The organism is Raoultibacter timonensis, assembly GCF_900240215.1.
Classification (GTDB): Bacteria; Actinomycetota; Coriobacteriia; order Coriobacteriales; family Eggerthellaceae; genus Raoultibacter; species Raoultibacter timonensis.
The window spans coordinates 642,277-668,169 of sequence record NZ_LT964679.1 but is presented as its reverse complement, the minus strand read 5'-3'; the positions used below and the strand labels follow the sequence as shown (position 1 = coordinate 668,169).

Sequence of the window (25,893 nt, the reverse complement as noted above, 5' to 3'; positions counted from 1 at the left end):
CGGCTCCATGAAAACCGTCGTCGTCCTCTACGTCATCAGCACGCTCGTTGCCGCGCTCGTAGCCGTTGCCGCGAGCTTCCTGTTCCCGCTCACGCTCACGCTCACCGAGGCGGTCGACCAATCGTCTCCGAGCGGCATCGGCGAAGTGCTCACCACCGTCATCATGAACGTGGTCGACAATCCCGTGAACGCGCTCATGAGCGCAAATTACGTCGGCATCCTCGCCTGGGCAGCCGTGCTCGGCATCGCCCTGCGCATCGCCAGCGAAAGCACGAAGGGTGTATTCACAAGCATCTCCGACGCCGTATCGCAGGTCGTCCGCTGGGTCATCGGCTTCGCCCCCTTCGGCATCCTCGGACTCGTGTATACGTCGGTATCGACAAGCGGCCTCGAGATATTCACCGAATACGGTCAGCTTTTGCTCGTGCTCGTCGGCTGCATGATCTTCATCGCGCTCGTCACCAATCCGCTCATCGTGTTCCTCGGCATCCGAAAGAACCCCTACCCGCTTGTTCTGCGCTGCCTGAAAGACAGCGGCATCACGGCGTTCTTCACGCGCAGCTCTGCGGCGAACATACCCGTGAACATGGAGCTTTGCCGCAAGCTCGGCCTCGACAAGGACAACTACTCCGTATCGATCCCGCTCGGCGCGACCATCACCATGGCCGGCGCCGCCGTGACCATCGCCGTCATGACCATGGCCGCAGCCAACACGCTCGACATCGCCGTCGATCTGCCGACCGCCGTCATCCTGTGCGTGCTTGCCGCCGTATCGGCTTGCGGCGCCTCGGGCGTTGCTGGCGGATCGCTTCTGCTCATCCCGCTCGCCTGCTCGCTTTTCGGCATCGGCAACGACATCGCCATGCAGGTCGTCGCCATCGGCTTCATCATCGGCGTGATCCAAGATTCCTGCGAAACGGCGCTCAACTCGTCTTCCGACGTGCTGTTCACCGCAACGGCCGAATACCGCACCTGGAACAAGGAAGGCAAGAGCTACATTGCCGGCGCCTTCACCGACCAATCCGATCCCGCCGAAGAGACGAAGGCGTTCGACTAGGTCGGATCGTACGCATACGGAACCGAACGAGGGCCCGGCAGCACCGCGAAGGCGAATGCTACCGGGCCCTTTCCCTGCGCTCACGCATGGCGCATGGGAAGGTACAGCTTCGCCGAAAACCCCGCGCCCGCCTCGCTCGTCAACTGCATGACGCCGCCGTGAGCCCGCACGATCTTCTCGACCAGCACGAGGCCGAGGCCGTGCGGCTCCGGCGATCGATCGGTTGACGAACTCGCCGCCGACTGGAGAATCCTGCTTTGGAGCAGCACGAGATCGTTCGTCGGCATACCCCGCCCCGTATCGGATACCGTGATCGAGCAGTACTCGGCCGACCCGTCCCTCTTCGCGTGCAGACCGACCTCGATCGCACAGCCTTGCGGATTATGGCCCATGGCGTTCTGCACGAGATTCTGCACCGCGCGCCTCACGAGGCGGGAATCGCCCACCAGCACCAGGTCCTGGGCCGCCCCATCGACCGTAAGGCCGAGATCGTACTTCTCGGGCAAACCGCCGTTGAGGTAATCGGCGACGATCTCGCGCAGCAAACCCGCAACGCGAACCTCCTCGACATTCAAGGGTTGCATGTCGTATTCGAGCTGAGAGGCCGCATTCAGGTCGATGACGAGATCCTTGATCCTCATCCCTTGGGCGCGAATGATCGCGGCGTCGTCGCGTACGCGAACAGGTGCGCTCTCGTCTTTCGCTATCCCGTCGGCATACCCGGTGATCATCGACAAGGGCGTGCGAATATCATGCGAAATGCCCCTGATCCAACTGTCACGCGCGTTGTCTTTCTTCCTGATGATCTCCGACGTCTCGTTGATGCGTTCCCCCACTTCGCGCAAATCGCCGCCCAGGCTCACCCGCACCGCCTGCCCGGACGAAAGCCCCTCGAGCGCTTCGGTGAGCGGAGCGATGCTCTTCACCGTGCGGCGCTTCGACAGCATGTAGGCTGCGAAGAAGATGATCAGATCGGCCGTCAGGACCAGCAGGACGTACATCGGCACGCGGCTCATCGCTTCGCGGGGAAACCCCATCGCAGAGTACATCGCGTAGCTCGTTTCGGGGAAGCCGACGACCAGCAGCCCGTCATCGCGAGACCATATGAATATGGGCCGGTCTTCGATGTAGCCGTAGTGGGAGAACAGGGCGATATCGTTGACCGAGTACTGCTTGACCACCTCGTCGGGCGGCTTGTACTTCCATACGACGCTTCCGCTCTCGTCGAGCAGCAGCGCCCATGCGTCATTTTCGTCGAGCAGGCGCGCCGCCTCGGTGTCGAAGGCGTAACCGTCCCCGTCGTCCTCGATCGCCAAATCGGCCGAAACGGTTTTCACGATGTTCGAGGGCTCTGCGAAGTTCGTGTCGGACTCGTACACGGCGATCACGACGTAGAGTACGAGATCGATGATCACGATCAGAAAGGCAAGCGCGGCGAACGCGAGCAGCTGCTTCGAAAAGAACTTGGGGAAGTCTTTCACGACGACCCGCCCTCGATGAGCTTGTAGCCGAGCCCCTTGACCGTCACGAGCGCAACGGGGGCAGAGGGATCGGATTCGATTTTTTCGCGCAGGCGGCGAATATGCGCCATGAGCGAGTTCTCGTAGCCGAACGCCGTACCCCAGCATGCATCGCATATGGCGTCGATCGTAACGATCCTGCCCGCATTGCGTGCGAGCACGCTTAATATCTCATGCTCTTTAGCCGTCAGCATCGCGGTTGTCCCGTCGTCGCGCAAAACCTCCGCATTCGAGAGGTCGACGCGGCACGCGGCCAGATCGAGCATCGGATTCTCGTCGGCGTAGCAGCGCCTGAGAACCGCCTTGATGCGCAGAATAAGCTCCTGGGGCAGAAACGGCTTGGGAATGTAGTCGTCGGCTCCGAGGCCGAGTCCCGAAAGCCGATCGTTCGGCTCGTCTTTCGCGGTAAGAAACATCGCGGGCGTTTTCGCGTAGCAGCCGATTTGGCGGAGGTTCGACAGCAGTGCAAAGCCGTCCATCCCGGGCATCATGACGTCGAGCACGAACAGGTGCGCAGGCTCGGCCTGGCCGCGCTCGCCCTCGCAGTACGCGAGCACCTCCCGGGGGCCGCCGAACGCAAGCACGTTTTGAAACCCCGCCTGGGTGAGGATCGTTTCAAGCATGCGCAGCAATCCGGGCTCGTCATCGACGAGCACGATGCGCTTGCGCGAAAGGTATGCCTCTTCGTTGTTCATATGCACCAGCCTCCGTACGTATTAAACCATGCCGACGGCCCGCGCGGCAGCGTCGGTAAACGAAGTAAGGAAGATGTAAGGAAGCGCGAAGGGCGCCGTAAAGCACGATCGATAGGCTTGAGAGGTCAACGGCAACGTCTGGATCATCTCAGGCGATCGAAGAAGGGAACGCATATGGCGCACCACGGGTTACTGGAAGTCAGCAACATCTCCAAGCGATACGGAACGAACGCGAAGAGGGAGGGATCCTCGACACTCGCCCTCGACGATGTGAGCTTCCTCGTCGAAGCGGGCGAGTACGTGGGAATCATGGGTCCGTCGGGCTCGGGCAAGAGCACGTTGCTCAACTGCATCGCCACCATCGACACCCCCACGGCGGGACGCATCTCGATCGACGGGCAGGACGTAACGAAACTCAACGCCAAAGAACTTTCGACGTTCCGACGCGACAGGCTCGGGTTCGTGTTCCAGGATTCGAACCTGCTCGATACGCTTACGGCCTTCGAGAACATCGCGCTCGCCCTCACCATAAAGAAGGTTGCAGCCGGCGAAATCGACAGCAGGGTTCGCGCCGTAGCCGAACAGCTTTCGATCTCCGATACGCTCGGCAAGTATCCCTATCAGCTCTCGGGCGGCCAAAAACAGCGCGTCGCCGCAGCTCGGGCAACCGTCGGTCATCCAAGCCTCATCCTCGCCGACGAGCCCACAGGGGCGCTCGATTCCAAATCGGCAGCCCAACTCCTCGATTCGTTCGACCTGCTCAACAGCCTCGGTGCAACCTTGCTCATGGTTACGCACGATCCGGTTACGGCAAGTTACTGCGGACGCATCGTCTTCATCAAGGACGGGAAGCTCTGGGGCCAGCTTCAGCGCGGGCACAAAGACCGTACGGCGTTCTTCGGCGAGATCGTGGCAATCACTTCGAGGATCGGGGGTGATCGGGCCGATGCATGCTAAGCTCGCGTTCGGCAACGTCCGTAAATCCCTCCGCGATTTCGGCGTCTACTTCATCACGATCCTGCTCGGGGTTGCCGTGTTCTACGCATTCAACTCTATCACCGATCAGGAGGCGATCGAGTTTCTCGGCACCGCAAACAAGATGATGGAGCTCTTGGGCATCGTCATCAACGGCGTGTCGGTGTTCATCATCGTGATCCTCGCGTTTCTCGTCATATACGCGGACCGATTCCTCATCAGGCGCAGGAAGAAGGAATTCGGCATGTACCTGTGCCTGGGCATGCGGCAATCCGACGTGATCAGGATCACCGCGCTTGAAACGCTCATCGTTGGCGCAGTGTCGCTCGCGGGAGGCCTTTTGCTCGGCATCCTGTTTTCGCAGGCGCTCCTGTATCTGACCGCAGCCCTGTTCGCCACCGAAGTGCCCGGATTCACGTTCGGCTTCTCAACCGGGGCCGCGATCAAGACGGTCGCCGTGTTCGCCGCCATCTTCCTCGTTGCCGCGCTCGCCAATTCACGCACGATCATGAAATCGAAGCTCATCGACCTCATGCACGCCGACAGTAAAAACGAGGAGATGAAGCTGCGCAGCCTCCCGCTCTCGCTTGTGCTCTTTATCGTGTCCTGCATCATCATCGGAATATCCTACATGCTCCTCGTCGACAACGGGCTGCTCGAACCGTCGCCCGAGTTCGCCGCGGCCACCGTGCTCGTCTGCGTTGGCACGGTGCTGTTCTTCTACTCGCTATCAGGATTTCTCCTTCGCCTCGTGCAACTCGCTCGCCCGCTCTACCTGCGAGGGCTCAACATGTTCACCCTGCGCCAACTCAACAGCAAAATCAACACGGCGTTTCTCTCCATGTCGGTCGTCTGCATCACGCTGTTTCTCGCCATCACGAGCGTATGCGGCGGCATTGGCATCTGCAATACGCTGATGGCGGGCATCGAGAAGACCACGGGATACGACGCCTCGGTGCGGACGGTTTTCGGAAACTACAACGCCGAAACGGGATACGTACCCGCTGATCTTGGCGAATTCGGCGCTTTTGCGGCATCGAAAGACTACGATATGGCCCAAGGCTTGAGCGAAAGCGCCGCCACGCTCGGAGGTAAGCCCTACGATGAGCTGGTAAGCGAATCAGTGCAGCTCGACTTCATGGTGGACACCGCGGGCAACCTCACGATGGGAGACCTCGACGAAGCGCTCGGCAAAACGATCAAGGACTACGCGGGCGGAGTCGTCAGCGAGAACTACGGCATCTATCCGGTCTACCTGCTTTCCCTCTCGCAAGTCAACGACGCCCTCCAACTCGCCGGCAAAGACCCCATATCGCTCGACGACAAAACGTGCGCCGTCATCGCCGACTCGGACATGCTCGCCGACTACTACCGCGACCTCGTCGAAAAGCGGCCTTCGCTCACCATCGGAGGCGAATCGCTCGTGCTGACGCAATTCTCGGATCAGTGCCTCGAAACGACATCGGCACCCATGAACACCGGTGCGCTCGTGATCCCCGACGAAGCGATGCCCGAAACCGTCGAGCGCATGTACTCGCTGCTCGACGTGCGCTGCGCATCGGTTGACGCCGAGCAGCAATTCGGCGACCTCTGCGGCGCGATCGAAAGCACAACCGAGCCCGACACCTGGCCCATCACGGTTTCCCTCACGCGCACTATGGTGCTCGAGCAAAGCGTCGGCCTCTCGACCATCATCGCCTACCTCGCCGTCTACATCGGCTTCGTGCTCGTCATGGCATGCGCGGCCATCCTCGCGATCCAGCAGCTCTCCGAAGCGAGCGACAACGCCCGTCGCTACAGCCTGCTCCGCAAGCTCGGTACCCCCGAACCGATGATCAGCCGAGCGCTCTTTGCGCAGATAGCCATCTACTTTGCCTTCCCGCTCGTGCTTGCCATCGCCCACTCGGTCTGCGCGCTTATCGTAGTAACCGACGTCGTTGCGGTGTTCGGGCACCTCGATATCGGACAGATGGCCATCGTGTGCGCAGCCTCGTTCCTCGTCGTGTACGGCGCGTATTTCCTGCTCACCTACCTGAGTGCAAAGCAGCTTGCCCGATCGGCGTAGCGCTGCAGCCATGCTCCCGCCCGCCCGGCGCACCGATTGTGCCGGGCGGGAGACCGCCAAGCGCGAATGGGCGCCCGGACGAAGGGTTACTGCTGCACGACGGTCAGCGTATAGGCATTATCCCCTTGGGTAAAGGGAGCGAGCAGCGATTCGACAACCGTTTTCGCCTGGCCGTTCGCCTGCTCGATCATGCTGACCTGATCGACCTTGCCTTCGGCATCGTCTTTCGCAAGAACGAGCGCCTCGGTCGTATCCTGTTTGTTCTCCCAGTTGAAAAGCGCGAACGATTCATCGTAGAACTCGATGGAGTCGGGATCGATCGAAATGCTCTGCACCTCCGCCATCGGGAGCTGTACCGTGATCGAACGGCCGTTGACGTCGACGGAAGCCTGGGACAGATCGACGCCCGCCTTCACTTCCGCGTCGTAGACCATCGTGAATCCCTTTTTCGTCAGGAAGTCTATATCGCCGTTCTCGTAGCGCACGAGACCCCGATATTCGAGTTTGGCGGTGGCGAGCTCGCTCGTCTCGGTCAGCTGCTCCTGTATCGAAGTAGCCGAAAGCGAAACGCTCGGCTCCATAGCCTTGTTCCATACCTGCGAACCCACAAAACCGAGCACCACCAAGGCAACGGCCCCGATGCCGATAAGAATCTTCTTCATGCTGTTGTATCTTTCTCTCGCTTTGACATGCGTTTTCTCATGCATACCATACCATGTGTTTCGCGCTCGGTGATCCCCCTCAACCAATGGATGCCAAACCGTCACCGGATCACCCCCATATAACGTGCAGCGAGCATCCCGTGCACGAACCCGGAACCGAACGCCGCCAGTGGCATCGCAGCCCGTCTTGCCGAAGCGGGTGCATCCCGCTGAAACCCGCACGCGGAGGCTTTACGGAGACCGTTCGGCTGTGCTCGAGTTGCTGGTACAATACCCCTATACGGCAACGCGAAGAGAGGATTGGGATGGACGAAACGATCGACACGCTGTTCGATCTCGAACCCGACGATATCGGAGGCAAGACCGCACCGGTCGCAACGCCTCCCGAGGAGCCGGGCGTCCAAACCTACGTCGCGCACTACACCTCCCCCGTCACCGAATCTCCCACCAAAGGGTATTTCGAATTCGAGAGCGAGCACCGCGCTTCTTCGAAGAAGAACGCCCACGATGCCCGAATCAGAATGCTCGAATTGTTCGGCAAGGATGCCGTGAGCTGGGTCATCGATGAGGTAAAGCTCAAAAAGAAGAAGGACGAGCTGTGCGGCGACCAGATCGAGCTCGATTTCCGAGAACCGAAAAAGCCACGGAAGCGCCGAGCCGGTAAAAAATGGCTGTAAAGCTCGAGGCGGGAAAGCGCGCGGATCCCGCATGAACGTCGCTCGGATCCAGCCGAGCAGGTAACCGATTTCAAACATTTTAGTAATATCATACTAATTATGGGTACAATGAGCCATCTTCGGGGGAAGGTGGATACATGGTCGAATACTTCATCGACAGCCTCGAGCGCCTCCATGAGCGCGTCGAGGACGAAAACCGCGCCGCGATAGGACCCTATACCGGACGGCAGCTCATGATGATGGCAGCGCTTGCCACATACGAGAACCCGCCGACATTGGGAGAGTTCGCCGATCGCCTGCGGTGCTCCTATCAAAACGTCAGAGTGCTCGTCTCGCTCCTCGAGGATCACGGCTGCACGCTCGCCCAGCAGGATCCCAACGACGGGCGGCGCCTTCGCATCGTGCTCACCGACGAGGGAAGAGAGCTCACCAGCCGAGTGAAGAAGCACCTCGACGGCGTCCAGGCGCGTTACGCCGAGGCAATTCCGGAAGAGGACATGGCGGCATTCGTCCGCGTGGTAGACGCCATTCTCGAGGAAGACGGCTACATCATGACCTTCGAGCTGTAGACGGCAGCCGATCCGAGCTAAAGATCAGCGGCTGCCGCGCGAAAGCGGCAGCCGCTGCATACTCCGCGAACCTCTATTTACCGGCTTCGATGATCGCACCTGCCGCCATATAGCCGCCGACAAACGACTGGCACACATCGCCGTACATGCCGCCGAACGGCTTGCCCGCTATGTTCGATTCGCCATTCGCGCCGCCCGCCGTATGCCAACCAGCGTACAATCCCGGGATAACGGATCCCTCGGTATTGATCACCTGCATCTTCGGGTTGATTCGCAATCCGCACTTCGTTGTGAATACGTTCCCCCCAAGCTTCGACCCGTAATAGGGAGGCTTCGAAATGGGGATGAGCCATTCGGGATCGTACTTAAAGGTCGGCATCGAATCCTCGCCTGCTTCGCATGCCTCGTTCCATTCTCGTACGGCTTCGACAAGCAGTCCGCTTCCCAGCCCGAGAGCCTCTTCGAGCTCTTCGATGGTATCGCATTTCTTAACCACGCCTTCGTCGATCATGATCTGGAATGCGGTACGCCAATCCCTTTGCCATTCGGGCACTCTGTCGACAAACGGATCGTCTTCGGGAATGATTTTTCCGACACGGCAAACCCCCTGCTTAAAATAGTTTGCCGTAACCAGTTCCTCGTATTGCGAGTCGAAGCACACGTACGTCTTCCGTCCAGGCTGCGACAGCTCGACCACCGCCTGATCGGTGAGCCCGAACACGTAGGGTGACCCCGACGGGGCGTAGGGATACGGCACATAGGTAGTGCCGAGATAGGGAACGCGTGCACCGGTCTCGTTGATAAGCAACCACGGTTGGCGCAATGCCTGGTTACCGTCTTTGTTGACATGAGCGGTCATCCGCGTTTCGTACTCGTCGTAATCCTTCCACCACACTCCCCCGTCATAGCAATGCGAGGAATCGTATCCCGCCATATCGGCGCCGACGCCGATGCCCATGCGTATGCATTCGCCCGTATTGCACGGGGGGCAGGGTACGTTAGCAAAGCCATCGTAGCTCGAAGGCAGGTACTTTTTTAGCATAGGACGATTCATCTCAAAGCCTCCCGCCGTAAGGACGACGCCCTTGGGAGCGTGGATGTACTCCTCTGCTCCGTCGACGGCAACCTTTACTCCCACAACTCTGCCTTCTTCAACCACAAGAGCCTTCGCTTCGTTCCCCAAACGAATATCAACCCCTTTTTCAGATGCAAAATCCGTGAGATACGTGAAGGTGTGGTCGTTGATTTTGATCGCATTCGTTTTCGTGATCTGACCATCCCAATGAAGGCTTCGCATCCCACTCGGACTGCTGTCGGCCGGCGCCCACGGAACTCCGAGCTCGTCGGCCATCCAATCGATGCATTTCGGTCCCTCGACCGCCTGAGCGCGGAGCAGCTCCGTATCGGCGCTTTGCTGCCAGAGATCGTTCAAGTATTCAACGATCGCATCCGGATCGTAGGGATATGCCGGATACGCCCATCCAGCCTCGTTCGCCATCTTATGACCGCCGAAATTAACGAAATGCCCTGAATAGCGAGACGCTCCACCCGTCGTCGTGTCCTTTTCAAGCAAGGCAACGGTGTAGCCCTCGAGGGCAAGCCTGATCGATGACGCCATTCCGCCGCCACCCGAACCAACCACTACGACGTCGACCTCATGGTCCCACGTATCAGGCGGATCGACTGGCTCAATCGGTTCAGCCTCGGCAGCAAATGCCCTGGCCGCGTCGTCCCCACCCGAACCGGCTTCCCTGGATGTTTCTTTAGGAGCAGCGCACCCCGCAAGCGCAGATCCCGCAGCAGCCGCAACGCCCAGCGAGGCAGCTCCTTTGAGAAAGCTTCGACGATTCAATACGAACGCGCCGCCATGGTCCTCTTTCTTCATGTTATTCCCCTTCCTCTTTCGATGGGCCCGTCAAAAGGCCGTCTCAAATTGTACGGGCGGCATGAGGCCCGTGAGAAAAGGGACAAGGAGCACGGTATTTCGATTATCCTCCCCGTATGAAAAACAGTTTTCCTCAGGCTAAAACAGATTTTCTCCCGTGATCGCCAAAATCAATCGGATTCTCGCGATTGCAGGAGATTGAGAAAATCCATACCGAACTGAGTCACCGTTTGGTTGTTCACGAGAACGAACAAGTCGCTCCATGCAGGCATATCTTCGACCCGAAAGATTCTCAAACCCCGATTGCTCGCCATGGGCTCTCGATGGGTAATTCCAAACGTCTCGCCCGTCCCCGATATACGGTACTCGGAATAGCTCGAAAACGGACACTCGCTTACACCGATCGATACGCCTTTCGCTTCGAAAGCGCAAGATACGAGCCTCCCCGCTCGAGCCATGTTTTCCGAATGCCCCACCACAAGCGTTTGCCCAGACAAATCAGCAGCTTTGATGCCGTCTTTATCGAAGATCGGATTCTCCTTCGACGCCCAGAAAAACATCTCCGCCGCACCGTAGTACACCGCACGTACATGCGACGGAAGACCGGGAAGCTCAACGACGCAGCGATCGGGATCCTCTCTGATATACGAAAACAAGGCCAGATCCACCTTCCCGCTCTCCACCGACTCAAGGTTCGAACCCATTCCGGAAGACAACCTAAGCTCAATGTACTTTCCCGGATATGCCTTCGAGTAAGCATGCTTCGTTTCGGTCAGAGCCTCGACAAACGGCGGATATCCGAGATCGCTTACCAAGAGAGACGAAACGCTCTTGGCGTATTCTCGGCACTCGGCAAGCGCATCTTCGGTGTAGGCGACGATCTCCTCGGCTTTTTTAAGAAGAAGCTTGCCTACCGGGGACAGGTCGGTTCTCTCCTGCCTCCTATACGTCAAGGGAGAACCGATTTCCTCTTCGATGGCCTTCATGTGCGCCCTCAACGTGGGCTGCGACATGAACAGATCGGAAGCGGCTTTCGAATAACTCATCGTCTTGGAAAACACGATGAACTCTTTCAGATAATCCATCTCCATAGAAACGACTCCCTGCTTGCCCGTTCCAAAGAAAGCGCGACCGTCATCCCCACAGCCGCAGACCCCGAAGCTTCGCCGACAAGGTCGGGTACGAAGCGTTTTAAGTATCTCATACTTTAACGAGCGACATCGGCTCAAAATGCCACGACACAAAGGCGAGGGCGAACAAAAAAAGCCGAGGCGCATGCCCCGGCTCATAAATTCGATGGTGGACCGTGAAGGATTCGAACCTTCGACCTTGGGATTAAGAGTCCCCTGCTCTACCAACTAAGCTAACGGTCCATAGTGCGCTTTCAACTGCACAATCGCGCCGAGCTATTGTAATGCAAGCTCGGGAATCGTGCAAGCAGTTTTCAAAAAATGCGCTGGGGTGGCTAATCGGACTCGAACCGACGACCTCCAGAGCCACAATCTGGCGTTCTAGCCAACTGAACTATAGCCACCAAGGCGCAAGCGATTAGTATAGGGGTTTTGCATCGGCTGCGCAAGACCGAATTTCCATACCGATAAAATTAGGTTTTTTACGCCTGGCCTGCTGCGAGCAAGAGCAAACCGGTCGCCTGCCCTGGCGGCTTCTCGTCGCCGAATACCGCAACCCCATCCGACAACGATCCCGGAGCTTCTGTCATCAAGCCGATATGTCTTCGTAAGGATGTCGCAAGGTGGCCTTGGTATACCTAGAGGAGCATAAAACGCGATCGCAGCATGCCCGCACCCGTTTACGGAACCCGCGATCGTCAAATCAGGCAGCTTCCAGAGCAAGGAGACCCATGGCTTCGCGAAACGATTCGAGTTGGATTCTTCAGGCATGCAAGAGCATGCTCGTCGTGCTGGGAATCCTCGTCATCTGCATCGTGCTCTATTTCGGATCGCGAGGGTTCAACATGTTCCGCGAGGCGCTCGATCGAACGAGCCTCAGCGAGATGGCATCGTCCATACGCGAAGCCCCGGGCTTTACGCCGCTTGAAGAGTTGCCGGAATGCTACCTCGACGCCGTTGTGGCGGTCGAAGACCACCGTTTTTACCGGCATCCCGGCGTCGACCTCATCGCCGCAACGCGAGCCCTCGCCCACAACGTCAAAGCAGGAGACATCGTAGAGGGAGGAAGCACGATAACCCAACAGCTCGCCAAAAACCAGTTTTTCACGCAAGAGCAAGACATGGAACGCAAGGTAGCCGAAATGTTCATGGCGATAGCCATAGAGCAGCGATTCGGTAAAGACGAGATCCTCGAACTCTACGTGAACTCGATCTATTTCGGCGAAGGCCACTACGGCATCGGCAACGCTGCCGAGGGATACTTAGCCAAAGACGCCAGGGCCATGAGCGACTGCGAATGCACGCTTATGGCAGGCGTGCCCAACGCGCCGTCGGCCTATGCTCCAAATGAAAACCCCGAGCTCGCGCGCCAGCGACAGCAGCAAGTCGTCGGCGCCATGCTGAAACACGGCGCGATAACCGATTCGGAAGCGAGCGAGCTTGCCGTATGCGCCGCCTGAGCGTGCAGCTAACCGACGATCCCCTGCACACCGATCCCGATAAGACCAGGACCGGTATGCACGACGAGCACGGGGCTGATCTGCCCATCGTAGACGGCGCGGTGGTTCTGCACCGTCGTTTTCATCTCGGCGAGAACCTCCCGCGCCTCTTCGGCCGCATCTCCGTTGACGACGGCGATCGCGCATTCGGAAAATCCGGAGGCGAACTTCTCGGCGACGGAAAGCGCCTTTTTGATCGACTGCTTGCGTCCTCGCGCTTTCGAGACGGTATAGTACACGCCTTCCTCGTTGCAGCTGATGACGGGTCGCATGTCCAAGAGGCTGCCAACGGCGAAGGTGACAAGCCCGATGCGGCCGCCCTTATGGAGGTACTCGAGGGTATCGACGCAGAAGTACACTTTGGTGTTCTCGACCACCGTTGCCATGCGAGCCGCCATCTCGTTGAACGGAACGCCCTTCTCGATCAGCTGAGCGGCACGGATGGCGGAAAGTCCGGCCCCCATGCCGATGTTCTTGGTGTCGACGATGACAGTCTCGAGCTCGAGGTATTCCAACGCAGTCGAGCACAGCAGCTCGTACGTCGCCGAAAGGCCGCTCGAAATGGTTACGACCACCGCTTTTCGATACCCGTCCGCAGTAACGCGCTCGAAAACCTCCCTCGCGGACGCGGGGGTGGGAGTCGAGGTAGTCGGTATTTCTTCGGCAAAGCGATCGTAAACCTGCTGAGGCGTGATGGTGACCTTGTCGAGGTAGCTCCCGTCGCTGTAGTTGACCGTCAGGGGAACCACGTACATGCCGTACGATTCGATAAGCTCCTGGGGGACATCGGTGCACGAATCGACTATCAAAGCTATCTCGGTGTTTTTCATGACCCTACCTAAATGATTTTTGTTATTACACTATCTAGTATTAAAAACTAGATTACGGATTGAATAACTTGATGTCAAGCGATTCTCATAATTGACTGATGACGATTTGGTTGGTATGCTCTTCGCTTGCACGAAAGAAAAGGAAAGAACCCTATGGTATCGGTAGCACAGACGCAATACGCCGCTCGCCTCGAGCGTTTCGCCCTTCCCCGCTACGGCGAAATCCCCCGCATCGAACTGTACATGGATCAGCTGCTGGGGTACATTGAGGAAATGCTCGGCCCTCTCTACGCCAGGAACGAGAAGATCATCACGTCATCGATGGTGAACAACTATGTCAAGCAGGGAATACTCGCCGCCGCCCGATCGAAGAAGTACACGCGCGACCACATCGCCTACCTGATCGTCATCTGCACGCTCAAGCAAACGTTCTCCATTGCCGAAATAGAGCAGCTCATCGCTTCGCAAATCGCGAGCTTTGAAACCGCCGTGGCCTACGACTACTACTGCGACGCCTTCGAAGACGCCGTCCGCGCACTGTTCGGCGGCAAGGGAAGCCAGCCTTGCGGCCTTATGGGGTCGTCGGGCGCGGGCGATTTCGAAAGGGATCTCGTCAAGGCCTCGACAGCCGCCGTCGCATACACGCTCTACATCAAGGCGAGCCTGTTGGCCATGGATCTCGCCGAGGAGTCGAACACGTCGAACCCCTGATTCTCAAGGAGCAAGCACGCACAGCGCTTTGCGTGCGACCGCGATATCGTACTTCTCCGCGGGAACGGGTTCGCCATCGATTTGGGCTGGGGGCTGCCCGTCGAAACGAAGCGAAAGCGTTGCGGCCCGCCTGAACTCAAGCTGCTTGAATCCCGTATGATGAGCGTTTTTGGCAAGCAGGAACATGAACACGGCCTTCGGAATGCCCAGCGGCGGATGCGCGATGCACAGGTCGAGCAGTCCGTCATCGGTTCGCGCATCGGGGCATATCCTGAAACCGCCTCCGTACGTCGGGCCGATCTGCACCGCGAACATCAACATCGCGCCGCAGAAGGGCTCGCCCCCATCGATGATCGCGGTAAATCGATGCTCTTTCAGCTGGTGGAGCAGCATATCGATGCCGCTCGCCAAGAACAGCTGCGTGCCCGTCTTGCCCGTGCGCTTCCTCCGCTCGACCGTATCGAGCGCTATGGCCGCATCGAGGCCGAACGAAAGGGTTTCAACGAAGAACTCGCCGTTGCATATCCCGAGATCGAAAGGACGAGGGCTGGCAGAAGCGAGCTGCGCCAACGATTTTTCGAGGTCGAACGATAAACCGAGCGTTCGCGCATAATCGTTGCCCGACCCCATGGGCAGAACGCCGAGCGCCGGGCGCGCGCCCTCGTCGATGGACATGAGCCCGTTTGCCACCTCGTGGATCAAACCGTCGCCGCCGAGCGCAACAACGCTATCGTATCCGGTCGCCTGCCCGGCGATCCGCTTTCCGTGGAGCGGATACTCGGTCATCACGAGATCGAAGCACCCCTCGGGAAGGAGTCGGCGCAGTTCATCTCCCGCTCGTTGGGCAGCCGCGGCACCGTTGCCGTTCTGGGCAACGGGATTGGCGACGAGCAGCGTCTTGCCCAGGTGCGTCATGGGGATCCTCCTATCGCCGATGCTCGCATGCGCAGCCGCATCGAAACGCCAGACGGAAAACAGATACGTTATCAGTATAAAGGTTTCCCGCCGTATCGGTACGGTCGCACTTCGCCAAACGGGGCAATCGGAAATCGCGGTACGGCAACAACGCGAAATACGTTATGCGATTCTTTTCTGTCCCGTCGATGATCAGCCCGCCTGTACGGTAAAATACCATACGGTAGCAGTTCATTCCCTTTGCAGAAAAACGCTGTGCCGCAGCATGCTCGACGCATGACGGCATAGACGAGCGCGGCACGGGCAAAACAGACAACGATGGGAGCCATGACACGTGGAAGCATTGCAGATTGGATTACTGGTTCTCGCCGCCGTCCTTCTGTCTTCCGTTATCGACCAGGTTGTCCCCAAGGTTTCCTCGCCCCTCATCCAAATCGGCCTCGGCGTCATCATCGCACTCGTTTCAGAATCAGCCGAATCGACCATCAAGATCGATATCGATCCGAATCTGTTCATCGTGATCTTCATCGTTCCGCTCATCTACGACGAGTCGAAGCGAATCGACAAGGCATCGCTGTGGAAAAACAAACGACCCGTCATCTCGCTTGCCGTCGGGCTCGTCATCGTCGCGGCGATCGCCTCCGGATTCTTCATCAATTGGCTCCTCCCCTCCATTTCGCTTATGGCCGCGATCGCGCTCGGAGCCGCACTCGGCCCAACCGATGCGGTCGCCGTCGCCTCCCTTTCCAAAGACATCAACATCAAGAAGCAGCAGAAGAACGTGCTCGAAGCCGAGTCGCTCGTCAACGACGCCTCGGGCATCGTCTCGTTCCAGTTCGCCCTAGCCGCCGTGGTGGCCGGAACCGCCACGTTCTCGTTTCTCGACGCATCGGTGAGCTTCGTGTTCAGCTTCTTCGGCGGCATTCTCATCGGCATCGTCTTAGGATACCTCGCGAACTTCATTATCCGCAGGGTGCGCTCCCTCGGCCTTGAGAACACGACGTTTCACGTGCTCTTCGAGGTGTTCACCCCGTTCATCGTCTACCTCGTCGCGAACGGGCTCGGCACAAGCGGCATCCTCGCCGTTGTGGCGGCGGGTCTCATCGGCATCATACCCCCGCGTACGATGGACCCGCAGGTCTCCCGCCTTAACATCGTCTCGAACAGCGTCTGGAAGGTGCTCTCGTTTGCCCTGAACGGCGTCGTGTTCGTACTGCTCGGAGCACAGCTTCCGGGTCAGATGCGGGGCGGATGGGACAACGAGTTGATCTCCAATTGGGATTTCTTGGGATACATCCTGCTCATCACGTTAGCGCTCCACGTACTCCGCTTCGTCTGGCTCGTCGCCATGAACGTGTTCGAAGCGCGAAGGAGGCCCGCTCGGCAAACGCTTGGCAAGCTCAATATGAGAGACATGCTCGTCATGACGCTTTCAGGTGCACGCGGCGCCATCACGCTCTCGCTCGTCATGACGATCCCTGCGCAGATCGGCGATCTCGGAAATGCCTTCCCCCAGCGAAGCTCGATCATATTCATCGCTTCGGGCGTCATCATCTGCACACTGCTCATCGCCACGTTCATCGTGCCGCTCATCGCGCCGAAAGCCGATAAGGACAAAGGCACGGCGGTGCTCAACGAAGACGAATCGGAAGCCGTCATCGACATCTACCGCGCGGTCATCGAGGAGCTCACGGCCAAACAGACGCCCGAGAACAGGCGCGCCACCCAAAAGATCATCCGATCCTACAACGATCGCATCAACCGTCTGAAAGACACGAACGACATCGAAGTGGAACCCAACAAGGAGCTGCGCATCAAGGCGCTGCGCTGGGAGCAGGATTACACGCTCGAGCTCATCGATAAGGGCGAGATCGATCCCGTCATCGGCTACCAGCATCTCAACCACCTCGCCTATGTTCAAAACCTCATCAAACACCAGCACGAATACCGATGGGTTCGCCGCAATACGCTTCGTCGATTCAGTCTGTTCTTCAAGGCGATCTGGCAGCGCATCACCCATGCCCTGCCCGGCAAAACCACCTCGCAGAACGCCGAGGAGCTGAGGAGCCTCCAGATTGCCACCGGAAACCACGCGGTTGCCAAGCTGCGCGAGGAGATGACGAGCCCCGACGCCCCCACCGAGGACGTGAGCGAACTCATTCTCGAGTACCAGCGTACGCTTGCCGCACTGCGCGCTTCCAGGCCGAGCGTCACCTCCATCGCAAAACGCATGTCCGATGCCGCCGTCGTCGAGCAGACGGGTCTGAAGCTCGAACTCGAGCAGATCCAGGCAATGTACGACGCAGACCGGTTGAGTCGTGCCGCTGCGAAACGGCTTCGCGAGAACGTCTACCTGATGCAGATCGACCTGGAGGAACGCATTTAATCAGCGGCCCACGGTTTCGCGTCTCGGCTTGCAGCACGGCCTCGCGTCAACGCCGCATGGGTTTTCGGTTCGCAACGGTTGGCCGTTTGAGGCGCGGCCGAGCATAAAGAAAGGACCCTCTCGAGTCCTTTCTCGGTTTTTTACTGCAGAGTGGATCGCCCGCATCGGCGAAGGCGGCTTGCTACATCTGCTCCGGCGCGGAAACTCCCAGCAAATCGAGCGACTTGGCAAGCACGATACGGGCACCGTTAACAAGGGAAAGGCGCGCCTTCTCGAGCTCCTTGTCCTCGCCGAGCACATGGCAGTTCGTATAGAACTGGTGGAACAAGGCCGCCAGATCCTGTGCGTAGTGCGTCAGGCGGAATGCGGCGCGATCGCGTGCGGCGTCGGCGACGAGCTCGCCGAACTCCGACATCTTGCGCATGAGCGCAAGTTCCGACTCGTGGGTCAGAAGCGTCAAATCGGCCTTCTCGGCGAACAGCTTGCCGATCAGTTCGTCCATGGACTTCGTACCCGCCACAACAGCCTCGGCGTCTCCAGCAGGCGCCGCCTTGCGCAGGATCGAGCAGATGCGCGCATGGGCGTACTGCACGTAGTAGACAGGGTTGGACGAGTCCTTCTTCTTGGCCACCTCGATGTCGAAGTCGATCGGCTGGTCCTGCGAGCGCGACAGCATGAGATAGCGCGTCGCGTCAACGCCGACCTCGTCGATGAGCTCGGCGAACGTGATCATCTCGCCGGTACGCTTCGACATGCGGACGGCCTCGCCGTCACGATAGAGGTTCACGAGCTGGCCGAGCATGACCTCAAGCGCACCCGGACGGCCCCATGCTGCAAGCATGGCCTCGCAGCGCTTCACGTAGCCGTGATGATCGGCACCCCAGATGTTGATAAGGTGGTCGAACCCGCGCGAAAGCTTGTCGTAATGGTAGGCCACATCGCTCATGAAGTAGGTGAACTCGCCGTTCTCCTTGATCATGACACGATCCTTCTCGTCGTCGAACGCCGTCGACTTGAACCACGTGGCACCGTCCTTCTCGTATACGTAGCCTTTCTCGTCCATCGCCTTGATGGAACGGGAAACCGGGCTCGTGCCGTCGGGACCCTCGACGTAGAGGCTGCGCTCGGAGAACCAGCAGTCGAAGTGGTTGCCGAAGCCCTCGAGGGTGTCCTTCATGAGCTGGAGCATCTGGTCGTAGGCGAACTCGCGGAACTCGACCGTGCGCGTTTCCTCGTCCGCTTCGACCCACTTGTCGCCGTCGCGGTCGATGATGCTCTGGGCGATGTCCTTGATGTAGCTTCCGCCATAGCCGTTCTCGATCATCGGGATGTCCTGCCCCAAAAGCTGCAGGTAGCGGCATGCCACCGATTTGCCGAACAGATCCATCTGCACGCCGGCGTCGTTGATGTAGAACTCCTCGTATACATCGTAGCCCGCATGGCGCATGACGCGAGCCGTAGCATCGCCGAGTGCGGCCCAGCGGCCGTGGCCGACATGCATCGGGCCGGTCGGGTTAGCGGATACGTATTCGAGGTTCACATAGCGCATGCCTTGCGGGATCTCGCCCTTGCCGTAGTCGTCCTTCTGCACAAGCACATCGGAGAGCACGCTTTGGTACGTCGCAGGCGCAAGGCGTATGTTGATGAAGCCGGGACCTGCGATCTCGACCGATTCGATCATGTCGTTCTCGGGAAGATGGTCGACGATGATCTGAGCGATTTCTCGGGGGTTCTTTTTAGCCTGCTTCGCGCAGCGCATAGCCACCGTAGAAGCCCAGTCGCCGTTGGATTCGTCGCGCGGACGCTCCAAAGCCGCCGAAGGCGCTTCTTCCAGTTCAAGAGCCCCTTTCGCCAAAGCGTCTTTCAGGGCATCGTTCACCACGAGTTCAAGTTGTTCGCGAATTTGCATGATGCTTCTTTCAATCGTTATCTGATACCGTACAGTTGTAGTTAATTTTACCATCTTTACGATCAGGAAAGTCCCATATTCATCTCGTCATATAAAGTACGCATGCACCTCCGATGTGCGCGCTGCAAGCCGAGCCAGGGCACTTGTGCAGGGGCTCAAACAAGCGCGGTCACCGCAGTGCGCCATTCCGCCCGAGCGGCTAAGACGTCCGCCGTTTGCGCGCGATGCCGCGTTGCCCTACCATGGATTCCGGTAAACCGTACGAGCGAAAGGCGCACCATGACCATCCGTTTCGAACTCGGCTGCAAACGCGACGCGTTTGCCGTCCGCACCGCCGTATTCATGGACGAGCAGGGATTCAAAAACGAATTCGAAGACCTCGACGAAGAGGCTTCCACGTTGCACGTGACGATGTACGTCGACGATGAGCTTGTCGGATGTGCGCGCACCTTCCCCGATGCCGAAAACCCCGGCCGCTACATCTTCGGACGCCTCGCCGTTCTGCCCGAGCACCGCAAGAGAGGCTACGGAGGCCTGCTGCTCGAGGAATCGGAGGCTCGCGCGCACATTGCCGGCGCACGCGAGATGCACCTGCACGCACAATGCTACATCACCCCGTTCTACGAAAGCTACGGATACGAATCCTACGGGGATGTCGAACTCGATGAGCACGTCGAGCACATCTGGATGAAGAAGGCGCTGTAGGCGGTCGCGCAAGTCCGAAAACGGGTTGCTATAAAAGCGGGAGGCCTTCGGCTCCCTCGCGGGATAAGAAGTCCTCTTTCGTGAAGCCTTCGGTCTCCTTGAAGAGGAAATCTATGAACGAGAGGATGGTATCGTTCTCTTTCGACTTCTTCCAGATGGGCCCGCAGCATAGGTCCATCCCGTCGTCGTCGACCGGAACGAACACGACGTTGCCGCTTCCGTACAGCTTGTGGTGGTCAAGCGACATCGCAACGTAGCCCGTTGCCACGATGGTAGCCATGAGCGCTCCGGAATCGACGATCTGATCGTCGGTACGCACTTCGATGCCGGCGTTGCGCAGCTTCACGCTCACCTGCGATAGCGTTGAGCGGGTGCGGTTGAACCGGGGGGACAAAACGATCTCGCCCTTGAGATCGGATAGGGTCACGCTCTCGCGTTCGGCCAAGCGATGCGTTTTGGGCACAGCAAGCTTGTAGCGATCTTCGTACAGGCATCGATACGCGTACTTCCCGCCCTGGATATCCTTGGTGAACAGAGTGAATCCGATATCGATGCGGTTTTCGCTCAACTTTGCCTGAACGTCGCCGATCTCCATGGTCTTGAAATGGAAGCCCACCTCGGGATGCTGCTCGCTGTAGCGCTTGCATACCAAGGGGAGAAACGACCCGTACGAACCCAGCAGATACCCGATCCTGATGACCGAGGAAACACCGTCGCGATATTGGAATATGCGGCTCAGGGCATGCTCGTAATCGGCCACGATCTTCTGGGCGTCCTCCAAAAACAGCGACCCCGCTTCGGTCAGCCGCACGGAATGGCGATCGCGCACGAATAGGCGGATGCCGAGCTCCTTTTCGAGCCCCGAAATATGATTGCTCAAAACCGACTGCGAAACGAAGAAGCTCTTCGCGGTTTCGGTAAAGTTCAAGTTCGATGTCAGCAGCAAGAATTCGTAGAGCGTATCGATTCGCATGGCCCTCCTATGTATTTCAGAGTTACGAATACGCCCATTGTACCCCATGAAAACGGGACGGGAAGCCAAGTCCCCGTCCCGCCAGAAAATCATCTGCGTACTGCGCTATCCGCTACGCCGCGCAACCGCAAGGCAGAAGATGCGAGGGCTCAGGTGAATAGCACGACCTTGCCCTTGCCGAGCTTATCGGATACCTCGTCGAGCGTGCCGACGTAGATGCACCCCGCCTGGCAGTGCTGCACGCAGCTCGGCACCTTGCCGGAGTCCTGGCGCTTCGCGCAGCGGTCGCAGCGGTCGGTCGGCACCGGCACGAAATCGTACTGCCATTTTCTCTCGGTAATCTGATCGGGGCCCACCTGGGTCAGCTTAATGCCGTACTGGTCGGGAGCAAAACCATGCTCCTGCTGGCAGGCTATCTCGCAGGTATGGCAACCCGAGCAGTAATCGTAATCAACTACAAGCACTTGGTTCATAGCACTCACTCCTCGATTTTGCTGATGCTGCACAGCTGCGACTTGTACGACGCCCCAAGCCCTACTTTGCCGGGACGCATCGGAACGAGCCGGTTGATGTTGGACTCCATCACGCCGAAGAGCGTTCCGTCCTCAGGCCCCCGCTCCGGGAACCACCAGGCATGGTCGGCCGACACCGTATCCTTGCGAATGCGCGTGGTGAGATGCGCTTTCTGCTTGCACGATCCGAAGTTGTTCTCGATGTGAACCCAGTCCCCCTCCGCAATACCGTATTTCGACGCCGTCTCGGGATGAATGCGAATCTCGGGATTGGGATGCAAACGGCGCATCGAAGGGCTCTGACGATGCTCGGAATGGAAGAATCCCCACGGCCGAGCACCGGTCGTCAACACAAGCGGGTACTTTTCGGCCAGATCGGGGCGGGACACCGGACTCTCGGGCGGCTCCTCGTAGGTCGCAAGCGGCGAAAGGCCGAAGTGCAGCATCTCGGGGCAGTAGAAGTTGTAGCGACCCGTCGAGGTAGCGAAGCCCACCGTGCCGTCGGGGCGCAGCATGCCCTTCTCGTTCTTACGGTACTCGAACTCGGGGTACGCCCAGGTGCGCTCGCGCAGCTCCTCGTAGCTATAGCCGGTATTTCTCAGCAGATAGTCGTAGAATCCCTGCTCATCGTCCCACTGCTTGTACTCGTCGGTGGTGAACCGGCTACCCGTCTCATAGATGATGCGCTGGTCGGACTTGCATTCTCCGAGCGGCTCGACGGCTTGCGCGATCGATCCGAGCGCGTAGGGCTGATGACCCGTGATGCCGATGCGCTCCGCGAAGCACGCAGCCGGCAGCAGCACATCAGCGCACGCGAGGGCGGTCGGAGTCAAAAACAGGTCGACCACCACGTTGAACTCCATCTTCTGGAGCGCGGGCAGAATGCGCTGCGGGGCGGCGCCCATGCAGGCGATCGCGTTGTTCTGCATCATGAACATGGCCTTGATGGGATACGGCTCGCCCGTCTCCATGGCGGTCAGGAGCATGTCGGGGCTGATGGCGGCCATCGCCTTGAGGGCGGGGTAATCGAAGTTCATGGTACGGCCCTGATCTTTGACCGGCTCGGAGCATTCGCGCCACACCTTGTCGCGCGGCATCCAGGTGACGCTCATATCCCACACGGGATTCGCCGCCACCATCGTACCCGGTTTTTCGAAGTTGCCGGTCAGCGCCATAAGGTCGAAGCACGCCATGCCGGTGATGAAGCCTTCGGACGTATGGTCCATGGCGACGCCCCACTGCAGGCAGCACGACTTCGCATTGCCGATCTTGCGAGCCGCCTCGACGATAAGGTCCTCGTCGACGCCGCAGATTTCGGCCGCCCATGCCGGCGTATTGCCCTTCACGTGCTCGGCGAATTCGTCGTATCCATAGCACCAATAGTCGATGAATTCCTGATCCTGCAGACCGTCGGCGATGATCTGGTTGCAGAGAGCGAGCGCGAGCGCGGCATCGGTGCCCGGCCGTACCTGCAAGAACACGTCGGCCTTTCCGGCAACCCAGGTGAGCATCGGATCCATAACGATGAGCTTGCTGCCGCGCTTCATGCTCTCCACGATCCAGTGGCCGAGCGTGCCGTCGGAATTTGCGACAACGGGATTGTTTCCCCAAATGAGAACGTATTCGGGCGCCTCCCAACGAGGATCGTCGTAGCGGTCGGGGAAGAACTGCGAGTAATCGCAGATGAAGAGACCGCCGGCTTTGAGCGCCGTCGAGAAAATACGGGGCGCGTAGCACGCCTGACCCGAAAGGAATCCCGTGCCGTAATTCGGCGTACCGAGGTACTGGGCCATAAGGGGCCCGTAGCCGTTGATGTCGCGGCCGGTGCCCTGGGTAACCCAGATTGCCTCGTTGCCGTACTTTTCGATGACGGCCTTCATCTCCCGCTCGATGATGTCGTACGCCTCGTCCCACGTGATGCGTGTAAACGCGTTCTTGCCGCGGTCTTCCTTGGCGCGCTTCATGGGGTACTTCAGACGGTCTTCGTGGTAGAGCATCTCCTTGAAGGCAAGGCACCGCGGACAGAGCCTTCCCTGGTTGTAGGGGTTCTCGGGATCGCCCTCGATCTTCTCGAGCACCCCGTCCTTGACGTACATGAGGACGCCGCAGTTATCGTGGCAACCGGGGCCCGACCTCGCGTTGGACCGAACGACGGTATAGCCGTCCTCCTGCCATGTCCATGCGCGCCCACTCGGGTCGTCTTGGGTTTCCCTCTTCGCGACCGGCGCCGGTTTCTCCCCTTGCGCCCTGGCGTCGAGCTGTTCGTGGCCTACTCGTTCTTCATCCATAACAACTCCTCACGTGATACGTATCGACCAACGTTACCTTGATTATACGTGGCTCTCGCAGCGGGTAGTTTTTCGAAAAACAGATGGGTCATCGACTAAACCGATCACACGTGGCGAAGGATGCGCACGAGAGGCCGTCGGCTCCCGTCAAGCCCGTCCAACGTCTTTCGGATCGGAAGCGCCGGCTCCCTCGGCGTAAAAAAGATCCCCCGCACTTGCGGGGGATCCCTCTCGTTTCGCGTAAACAGTGTGTTAAAGCACTATCACAAGATCAGCATTGCCGCCGTAAGGATAACCATGCAGACGACGCCGAGGATGATGAACAGCTTTGCACCGAACTTCAACCACGTGGAGTACTCCACCTTCGCGAGCGCAAGACCGCCCATGATGGCACCGCTCGTCGGAGTGAACAGGTTCACGAGACCGTTGCCGGCGCTGAAGATCATGATCATGACGTCAGGCGAGAACCCGAGGTTGTTCGCCAAGGGACCCATGATCGGCATGGACACCGTCGCCATGCCCGAAGAGGACGGGATGAGGAACGACAGCACCACGTAGAGCAAAAACGACAGCGGGGCAAATATGATCGCCGACATTCCCGCAAGGGCCGCAGCGGCGTTCTCGAGAATCCACATGTCCAGACCGGTTTCGCCCATAAGGACGGTGATCGAACGTGCGAGCGCGATGATGAGCACGACGCTCATCATATCGGCAGCGCCGTTGATGAAGGCCTTGACGAAGCGGCTTTCGGACAACCCGCCGACAACGCCGATGACGATCGCCATGATGAGGAACCACGTAGACGCCTCGTCGAAGTACCATCCGCCCAGCGGCACGCCCGTAAGGAACGAAGACCATCCGTCGGAAATCGCAACGTCTTCGGTAACCGTACCTTCGACTCCTTCGGGAATTTCAAGCGCTCCGCCGACCTGCGCATCGTCCCACGAAGCGACGATCTCCTCGCCGGTAACGGGCGTTACAACCTCTTCGGAAGCCGCACCGGCATCGAACACGTTGATGTTGAAGTCGCCCCACGGAATGAAGCCGACGATCATAACGACGAACGTAAAGGCGAACACGATGAGAGCGCCCTTCTGACGGCCGGTCATGAGCTTGCGGCTGGGGTTCGCCTCGGCGTCCAAGGCTTCCTGCTGCGCCTCGCCGAACTCCTCCTTCATGGTCTCCTGCTCTTGCAAAGACATGATGGTCGAGCCTTTGTTCGCCTTGACCTTCTTCGCGTAGCGCATGACGAACACGATGGAGATGGCCAGCGTGACGAGCCAAAGAACGACACCGAGAAGGATGATCGTACCCTGGTTGATCGCGATGCCCGTACCGGAGAGCGAGTCGACCGCAGCGCCCACGGCAAACGGGTTGACCGTCGAACCGAGCACGCCGCAGCCAGCACCGAGCAGAACGGTTGCCGCGCCGACAACGCTGTCAAAGCCCGCGGCGACCATTGTCGCAGCCAGCAGCAGGTAGAACGGTACGGTTTCCTCGCACATGCCGTACGTCGTGCCGCCGATGGAGAAGATGAACATGAGAATGGGAATCAGAATGAGTTCGTTGCCCTTGAGCTTCTTGACCAGCGCGGCGATGCCCGCGTCAAGCGCTCCGGTTTCGGTGATGATTCCCAAGAATCCACCGAGGATCAAAACGAACAGGCAAACCGGCAATGCGTCGGTGAAGCCCTTAACCGGTGCGGTTGCCACGTTGGCGATCGTCGCACCTTCCACGCCCTCGACGCCTGCGAACGACATCACAACCGTGATGACGGCAAGCACGATAAGCATGATGAGCAGAATAGTAAACGAACTGATTGATCGCTTCTTCTTGCTCTTGTCTTTAACTTTCTCGGCCATAGCCCCTCCTTTTTAGTAGGGATCGTTGTTTACGGTGAACGAGAAATTGCAGGCGGACCGAGCCTAAG

The 25,893-nt window shown here is 58.8% G+C and carries 21 protein-coding genes and 2 tRNA genes; 9 read left to right on the top strand and 14 right to left on the bottom strand.

Going from position 1 to position 25,893, the window contains the following annotated elements; translation table 11 throughout:
- A partial coding sequence (sstT, locus tag C1722_RS02895; RefSeq protein ID WP_102377910.1) for a serine/threonine transporter SstT occupies nt 1–1,057 on the top strand: 1,057 nt, incomplete at its 5' end.
- A gap of 80 nt (nt 1,058–1,137) precedes the next feature.
- Here the strand turns inward: sstT and C1722_RS02890 are convergent.
- Entirely contained in the window at nt 1,138–2,538 is a 1,401-nt protein-coding gene (locus C1722_RS02890; RefSeq protein ID WP_102377909.1) for a sensor histidine kinase, read from the bottom strand.
- Nucleotides 2,535–3,272: a response regulator transcription factor gene (locus C1722_RS02885; protein ID WP_102377908.1), complete on the bottom strand. Its 738-nt coding sequence runs from the start codon at nt 3,270–3,272 to the stop codon at nt 2,535–2,537. The genes C1722_RS02890 and C1722_RS02885 overlap by 4 nt, the downstream gene beginning before the upstream one ends.
- 174 nt (nt 3,273–3,446) lie before the next feature.
- On the opposite strand from C1722_RS02885, the gene C1722_RS02880 reads away from it, so the two are divergent.
- Complete coding sequence (locus tag C1722_RS02880) at nt 3,447–4,229, top strand: ABC transporter ATP-binding protein (protein WP_102377907.1); 783 nt, start codon at nt 3,447–3,449, stop codon at nt 4,227–4,229.
- Nucleotides 4,207–6,312, top strand: coding sequence for an FtsX-like permease family protein (locus tag C1722_RS02875; RefSeq protein ID WP_244902418.1), 2,106 nt, complete (start codon nt 4,207–4,209; stop codon nt 6,310–6,312). The genes C1722_RS02880 and C1722_RS02875 overlap by 23 nt, the downstream gene beginning before the upstream one ends.
- 86 nt (nt 6,313–6,398) lie before the next feature.
- Here C1722_RS02875 and C1722_RS02870 read toward each other — a convergent pair whose 3' ends face one another.
- Nucleotides 6,399–6,974 (bottom strand): DUF4230 domain-containing protein, encoded by a 576-nt coding sequence (locus C1722_RS02870; RefSeq protein ID WP_102379503.1) that lies wholly within the window; start codon nt 6,972–6,974, stop codon nt 6,399–6,401.
- A gap of 305 nt (nt 6,975–7,279) precedes the next feature.
- Between C1722_RS02870 and C1722_RS02865 the strand changes: the two genes are divergently transcribed.
- Nucleotides 7,280–7,651 carry a hypothetical protein gene (locus tag C1722_RS02865; protein WP_244902417.1) on the top strand — a complete coding sequence of 124 codons (372 nt, stop codon included), beginning with the start codon at nt 7,280–7,282 and terminating at the stop codon, nt 7,649–7,651.
- 137 nt (nt 7,652–7,788) lie between these two features.
- Complete coding sequence (locus tag C1722_RS02860; RefSeq protein ID WP_102377906.1) at nt 7,789–8,220, top strand: MarR family winged helix-turn-helix transcriptional regulator; 432 nt, start codon at nt 7,789–7,791, stop codon at nt 8,218–8,220.
- Nucleotides 8,221–8,293: 73 nt separating this feature from the next.
- On the opposite strand, the gene C1722_RS02855 is transcribed toward C1722_RS02860, so the two are convergent.
- From C1722_RS02855 to C1722_RS02840, 4 genes are all read right to left on the bottom strand, one after another.
- Complete coding sequence (locus tag C1722_RS02855) at nt 8,294–10,105, bottom strand: FAD-dependent oxidoreductase (RefSeq protein WP_102377905.1); 1,812 nt, start codon at nt 10,103–10,105, stop codon at nt 8,294–8,296.
- A 170-nt stretch (nt 10,106–10,275) separates the two neighbouring features.
- Nucleotides 10,276–11,196 carry a LysR family transcriptional regulator gene (locus C1722_RS02850; protein WP_180995012.1) on the bottom strand — a complete coding sequence of 307 codons (921 nt, stop codon included), beginning with the start codon at nt 11,194–11,196 and terminating at the stop codon, nt 10,276–10,278.
- 206 nt (nt 11,197–11,402) lie between these two features.
- Nucleotides 11,403–11,478 (bottom strand) — tRNA-Lys (locus C1722_RS02845).
- Nucleotides 11,479–11,562: 84 nt separating this feature from the next.
- Nucleotides 11,563–11,639, bottom strand: a tRNA-His gene (locus tag C1722_RS02840).
- Nucleotides 11,640–11,966: 327 nt separating this feature from the next.
- Between C1722_RS02840 and C1722_RS02835 the strand changes: the two genes are divergently transcribed.
- Nucleotides 11,967–12,695: a transglycosylase domain-containing protein gene (locus C1722_RS02835; protein ID WP_102377903.1), complete on the top strand. Its 729-nt coding sequence runs from the start codon at nt 11,967–11,969 to the stop codon at nt 12,693–12,695.
- Nucleotides 12,696–12,703: 8 nt separating this feature from the next.
- On the opposite strand, the gene C1722_RS02830 is transcribed toward C1722_RS02835, so the two are convergent.
- Entirely contained in the window at nt 12,704–13,564 is an 861-nt protein-coding gene (locus C1722_RS02830; protein WP_102377902.1) for a DegV family protein, read from the bottom strand.
- A gap of 153 nt (nt 13,565–13,717) precedes the next feature.
- Between C1722_RS02830 and C1722_RS02825 the strand changes: the two genes are divergently transcribed.
- Nucleotides 13,718–14,275 carry a DUF1836 domain-containing protein gene (locus C1722_RS02825; protein WP_102377901.1) on the top strand — a complete coding sequence of 186 codons (558 nt, stop codon included), beginning with the start codon at nt 13,718–13,720 and terminating at the stop codon, nt 14,273–14,275.
- 3 nt (nt 14,276–14,278) lie between these two features.
- On the opposite strand, the gene C1722_RS02820 is transcribed toward C1722_RS02825, so the two are convergent.
- Nucleotides 14,279–15,190: a diacylglycerol/lipid kinase family protein gene (locus tag C1722_RS02820; protein ID WP_102377900.1), complete on the bottom strand. Its 912-nt coding sequence runs from the start codon at nt 15,188–15,190 to the stop codon at nt 14,279–14,281.
- 334 nt (nt 15,191–15,524) lie between these two features.
- Here C1722_RS02820 and C1722_RS02810 point away from each other — a divergent pair, with 334 nt between their 5' ends.
- On the top strand, nt 15,525–17,576 hold the full coding sequence (locus C1722_RS02810) for a cation:proton antiporter (RefSeq protein ID WP_102377898.1): 2,052 nt from the start codon (nt 15,525–15,527) through the stop codon (nt 17,574–17,576).
- A gap of 181 nt (nt 17,577–17,757) precedes the next feature.
- Here the strand turns inward: C1722_RS02810 and argS are convergent, their stop codons facing one another.
- Nucleotides 17,758–19,485, bottom strand: coding sequence for an arginine--tRNA ligase (gene argS, locus C1722_RS02805; protein WP_102377897.1), 1,728 nt, complete (start codon nt 19,483–19,485; stop codon nt 17,758–17,760).
- Between the two features lie 279 nt (nt 19,486–19,764).
- Between argS and C1722_RS02800 the strand changes: the two genes are divergently transcribed.
- Entirely contained in the window at nt 19,765–20,190 is a 426-nt protein-coding gene (locus C1722_RS02800) for a GNAT family N-acetyltransferase (protein WP_102377896.1), read from the top strand.
- 28 nt (nt 20,191–20,218) lie between these two features.
- Here the strand turns inward: C1722_RS02800 and C1722_RS02795 are convergent, their stop codons facing one another.
- The 4 genes from C1722_RS02795 to C1722_RS02780 all read right to left on the bottom strand — a co-directional run bounded on the left by C1722_RS02795 (nt 20,219) and on the right by C1722_RS02780 (nt 25,825).
- Nucleotides 20,219–21,163, bottom strand: coding sequence for a LysR family transcriptional regulator (locus tag C1722_RS02795; RefSeq protein WP_180995011.1), 945 nt, complete (start codon nt 21,161–21,163; stop codon nt 20,219–20,221).
- A 149-nt stretch (nt 21,164–21,312) separates the two neighbouring features.
- Nucleotides 21,313–21,636, bottom strand: a complete 324-nt coding sequence (locus C1722_RS02790) for a 4Fe-4S dicluster domain-containing protein (RefSeq protein ID WP_102377894.1) — start codon at nt 21,634–21,636, stop codon at nt 21,313–21,315.
- A gap of 5 nt (nt 21,637–21,641) precedes the next feature.
- The gene (locus C1722_RS02785) at nt 21,642–23,963 is read right to left on the bottom strand and encodes a molybdopterin-containing oxidoreductase family protein (protein WP_102377893.1); all 2,322 of its coding nucleotides are present in this window, start codon (nt 23,961–23,963) and stop codon (nt 21,642–21,644) included.
- Nucleotides 23,964–24,226: 263 nt separating this feature from the next.
- Nucleotides 24,227–25,825 carry a YfcC family protein gene (locus C1722_RS02780; RefSeq protein ID WP_102377892.1) on the bottom strand — a complete coding sequence of 533 codons (1,599 nt, stop codon included), beginning with the start codon at nt 25,823–25,825 and terminating at the stop codon, nt 24,227–24,229.
- Nucleotides 25,826–25,893: the final 68 nt, after the last annotated feature.

What these genes read in the sequence shown, in the direction of transcription:
- C1722_RS02850 (WP_180995012.1), bottom strand. Translation starts at nt 11,196, where the DNA reads ATGGAGATGGATTATCTGAAAGAGTTCATCGTGTTTTCCAAGACGATG.
- C1722_RS02870 (WP_102379503.1), bottom strand. Translation starts at nt 6,974, where the DNA reads ATGAAGAAGATTCTTATCGGCATCGGGGCCGTTGCCTTGGTGGTGCTC.
- C1722_RS02855 (WP_102377905.1), bottom strand. Translation starts at nt 10,105, where the DNA reads ATGAAGAAAGAGGACCATGGCGGCGCGTTCGTATTGAATCGTCGAAGC.
- C1722_RS02780 (WP_102377892.1), bottom strand. Translation starts at nt 25,825, where the DNA reads ATGGCCGAGAAAGTTAAAGACAAGAGCAAGAAGAAGCGATCAATCAGT.
- C1722_RS02880 (WP_102377907.1), top strand. Translation starts at nt 3,447, where the DNA reads ATGGCGCACCACGGGTTACTGGAAGTCAGCAACATCTCCAAGCGATAC.
- C1722_RS02830 (WP_102377902.1), bottom strand. Translation starts at nt 13,564, where the DNA reads ATGAAAAACACCGAGATAGCTTTGATAGTCGATTCGTGCACCGATGTC.
- C1722_RS02885 (WP_102377908.1), bottom strand. Translation starts at nt 3,272, where the DNA reads ATGAACAACGAAGAGGCATACCTTTCGCGCAAGCGCATCGTGCTCGTC.
- argS (WP_102377897.1), bottom strand. Translation starts at nt 19,485, where the DNA reads ATGCAAATTCGCGAACAACTTGAACTCGTGGTGAACGATGCCCTGAAA.
- C1722_RS02790 (WP_102377894.1), bottom strand. Translation starts at nt 21,636, where the DNA reads ATGAACCAAGTGCTTGTAGTTGATTACGATTACTGCTCGGGTTGCCAT.
- C1722_RS02835 (WP_102377903.1), top strand. Translation starts at nt 11,967, where the DNA reads ATGGCTTCGCGAAACGATTCGAGTTGGATTCTTCAGGCATGCAAGAGC.
- C1722_RS02800 (WP_102377896.1), top strand. Translation starts at nt 19,765, where the DNA reads ATGACCATCCGTTTCGAACTCGGCTGCAAACGCGACGCGTTTGCCGTC.
- C1722_RS02820 (WP_102377900.1), bottom strand. Translation starts at nt 15,190, where the DNA reads ATGACGCACCTGGGCAAGACGCTGCTCGTCGCCAATCCCGTTGCCCAG.
- C1722_RS02865 (WP_244902417.1), top strand. Translation starts at nt 7,280, where the DNA reads ATGGACGAAACGATCGACACGCTGTTCGATCTCGAACCCGACGATATC.
- C1722_RS02795 (WP_180995011.1), bottom strand. Translation starts at nt 21,163, where the DNA reads ATGCGAATCGATACGCTCTACGAATTCTTGCTGCTGACATCGAACTTG.
- C1722_RS02785 (WP_102377893.1), bottom strand. Translation starts at nt 23,963, where the DNA reads ATGGATGAAGAACGAGTAGGCCACGAACAGCTCGACGCCAGGGCGCAA.
- C1722_RS02825 (WP_102377901.1), top strand. Translation starts at nt 13,718, where the DNA reads ATGGTATCGGTAGCACAGACGCAATACGCCGCTCGCCTCGAGCGTTTC.
- C1722_RS02860 (WP_102377906.1), top strand. Translation starts at nt 7,789, where the DNA reads ATGGTCGAATACTTCATCGACAGCCTCGAGCGCCTCCATGAGCGCGTC.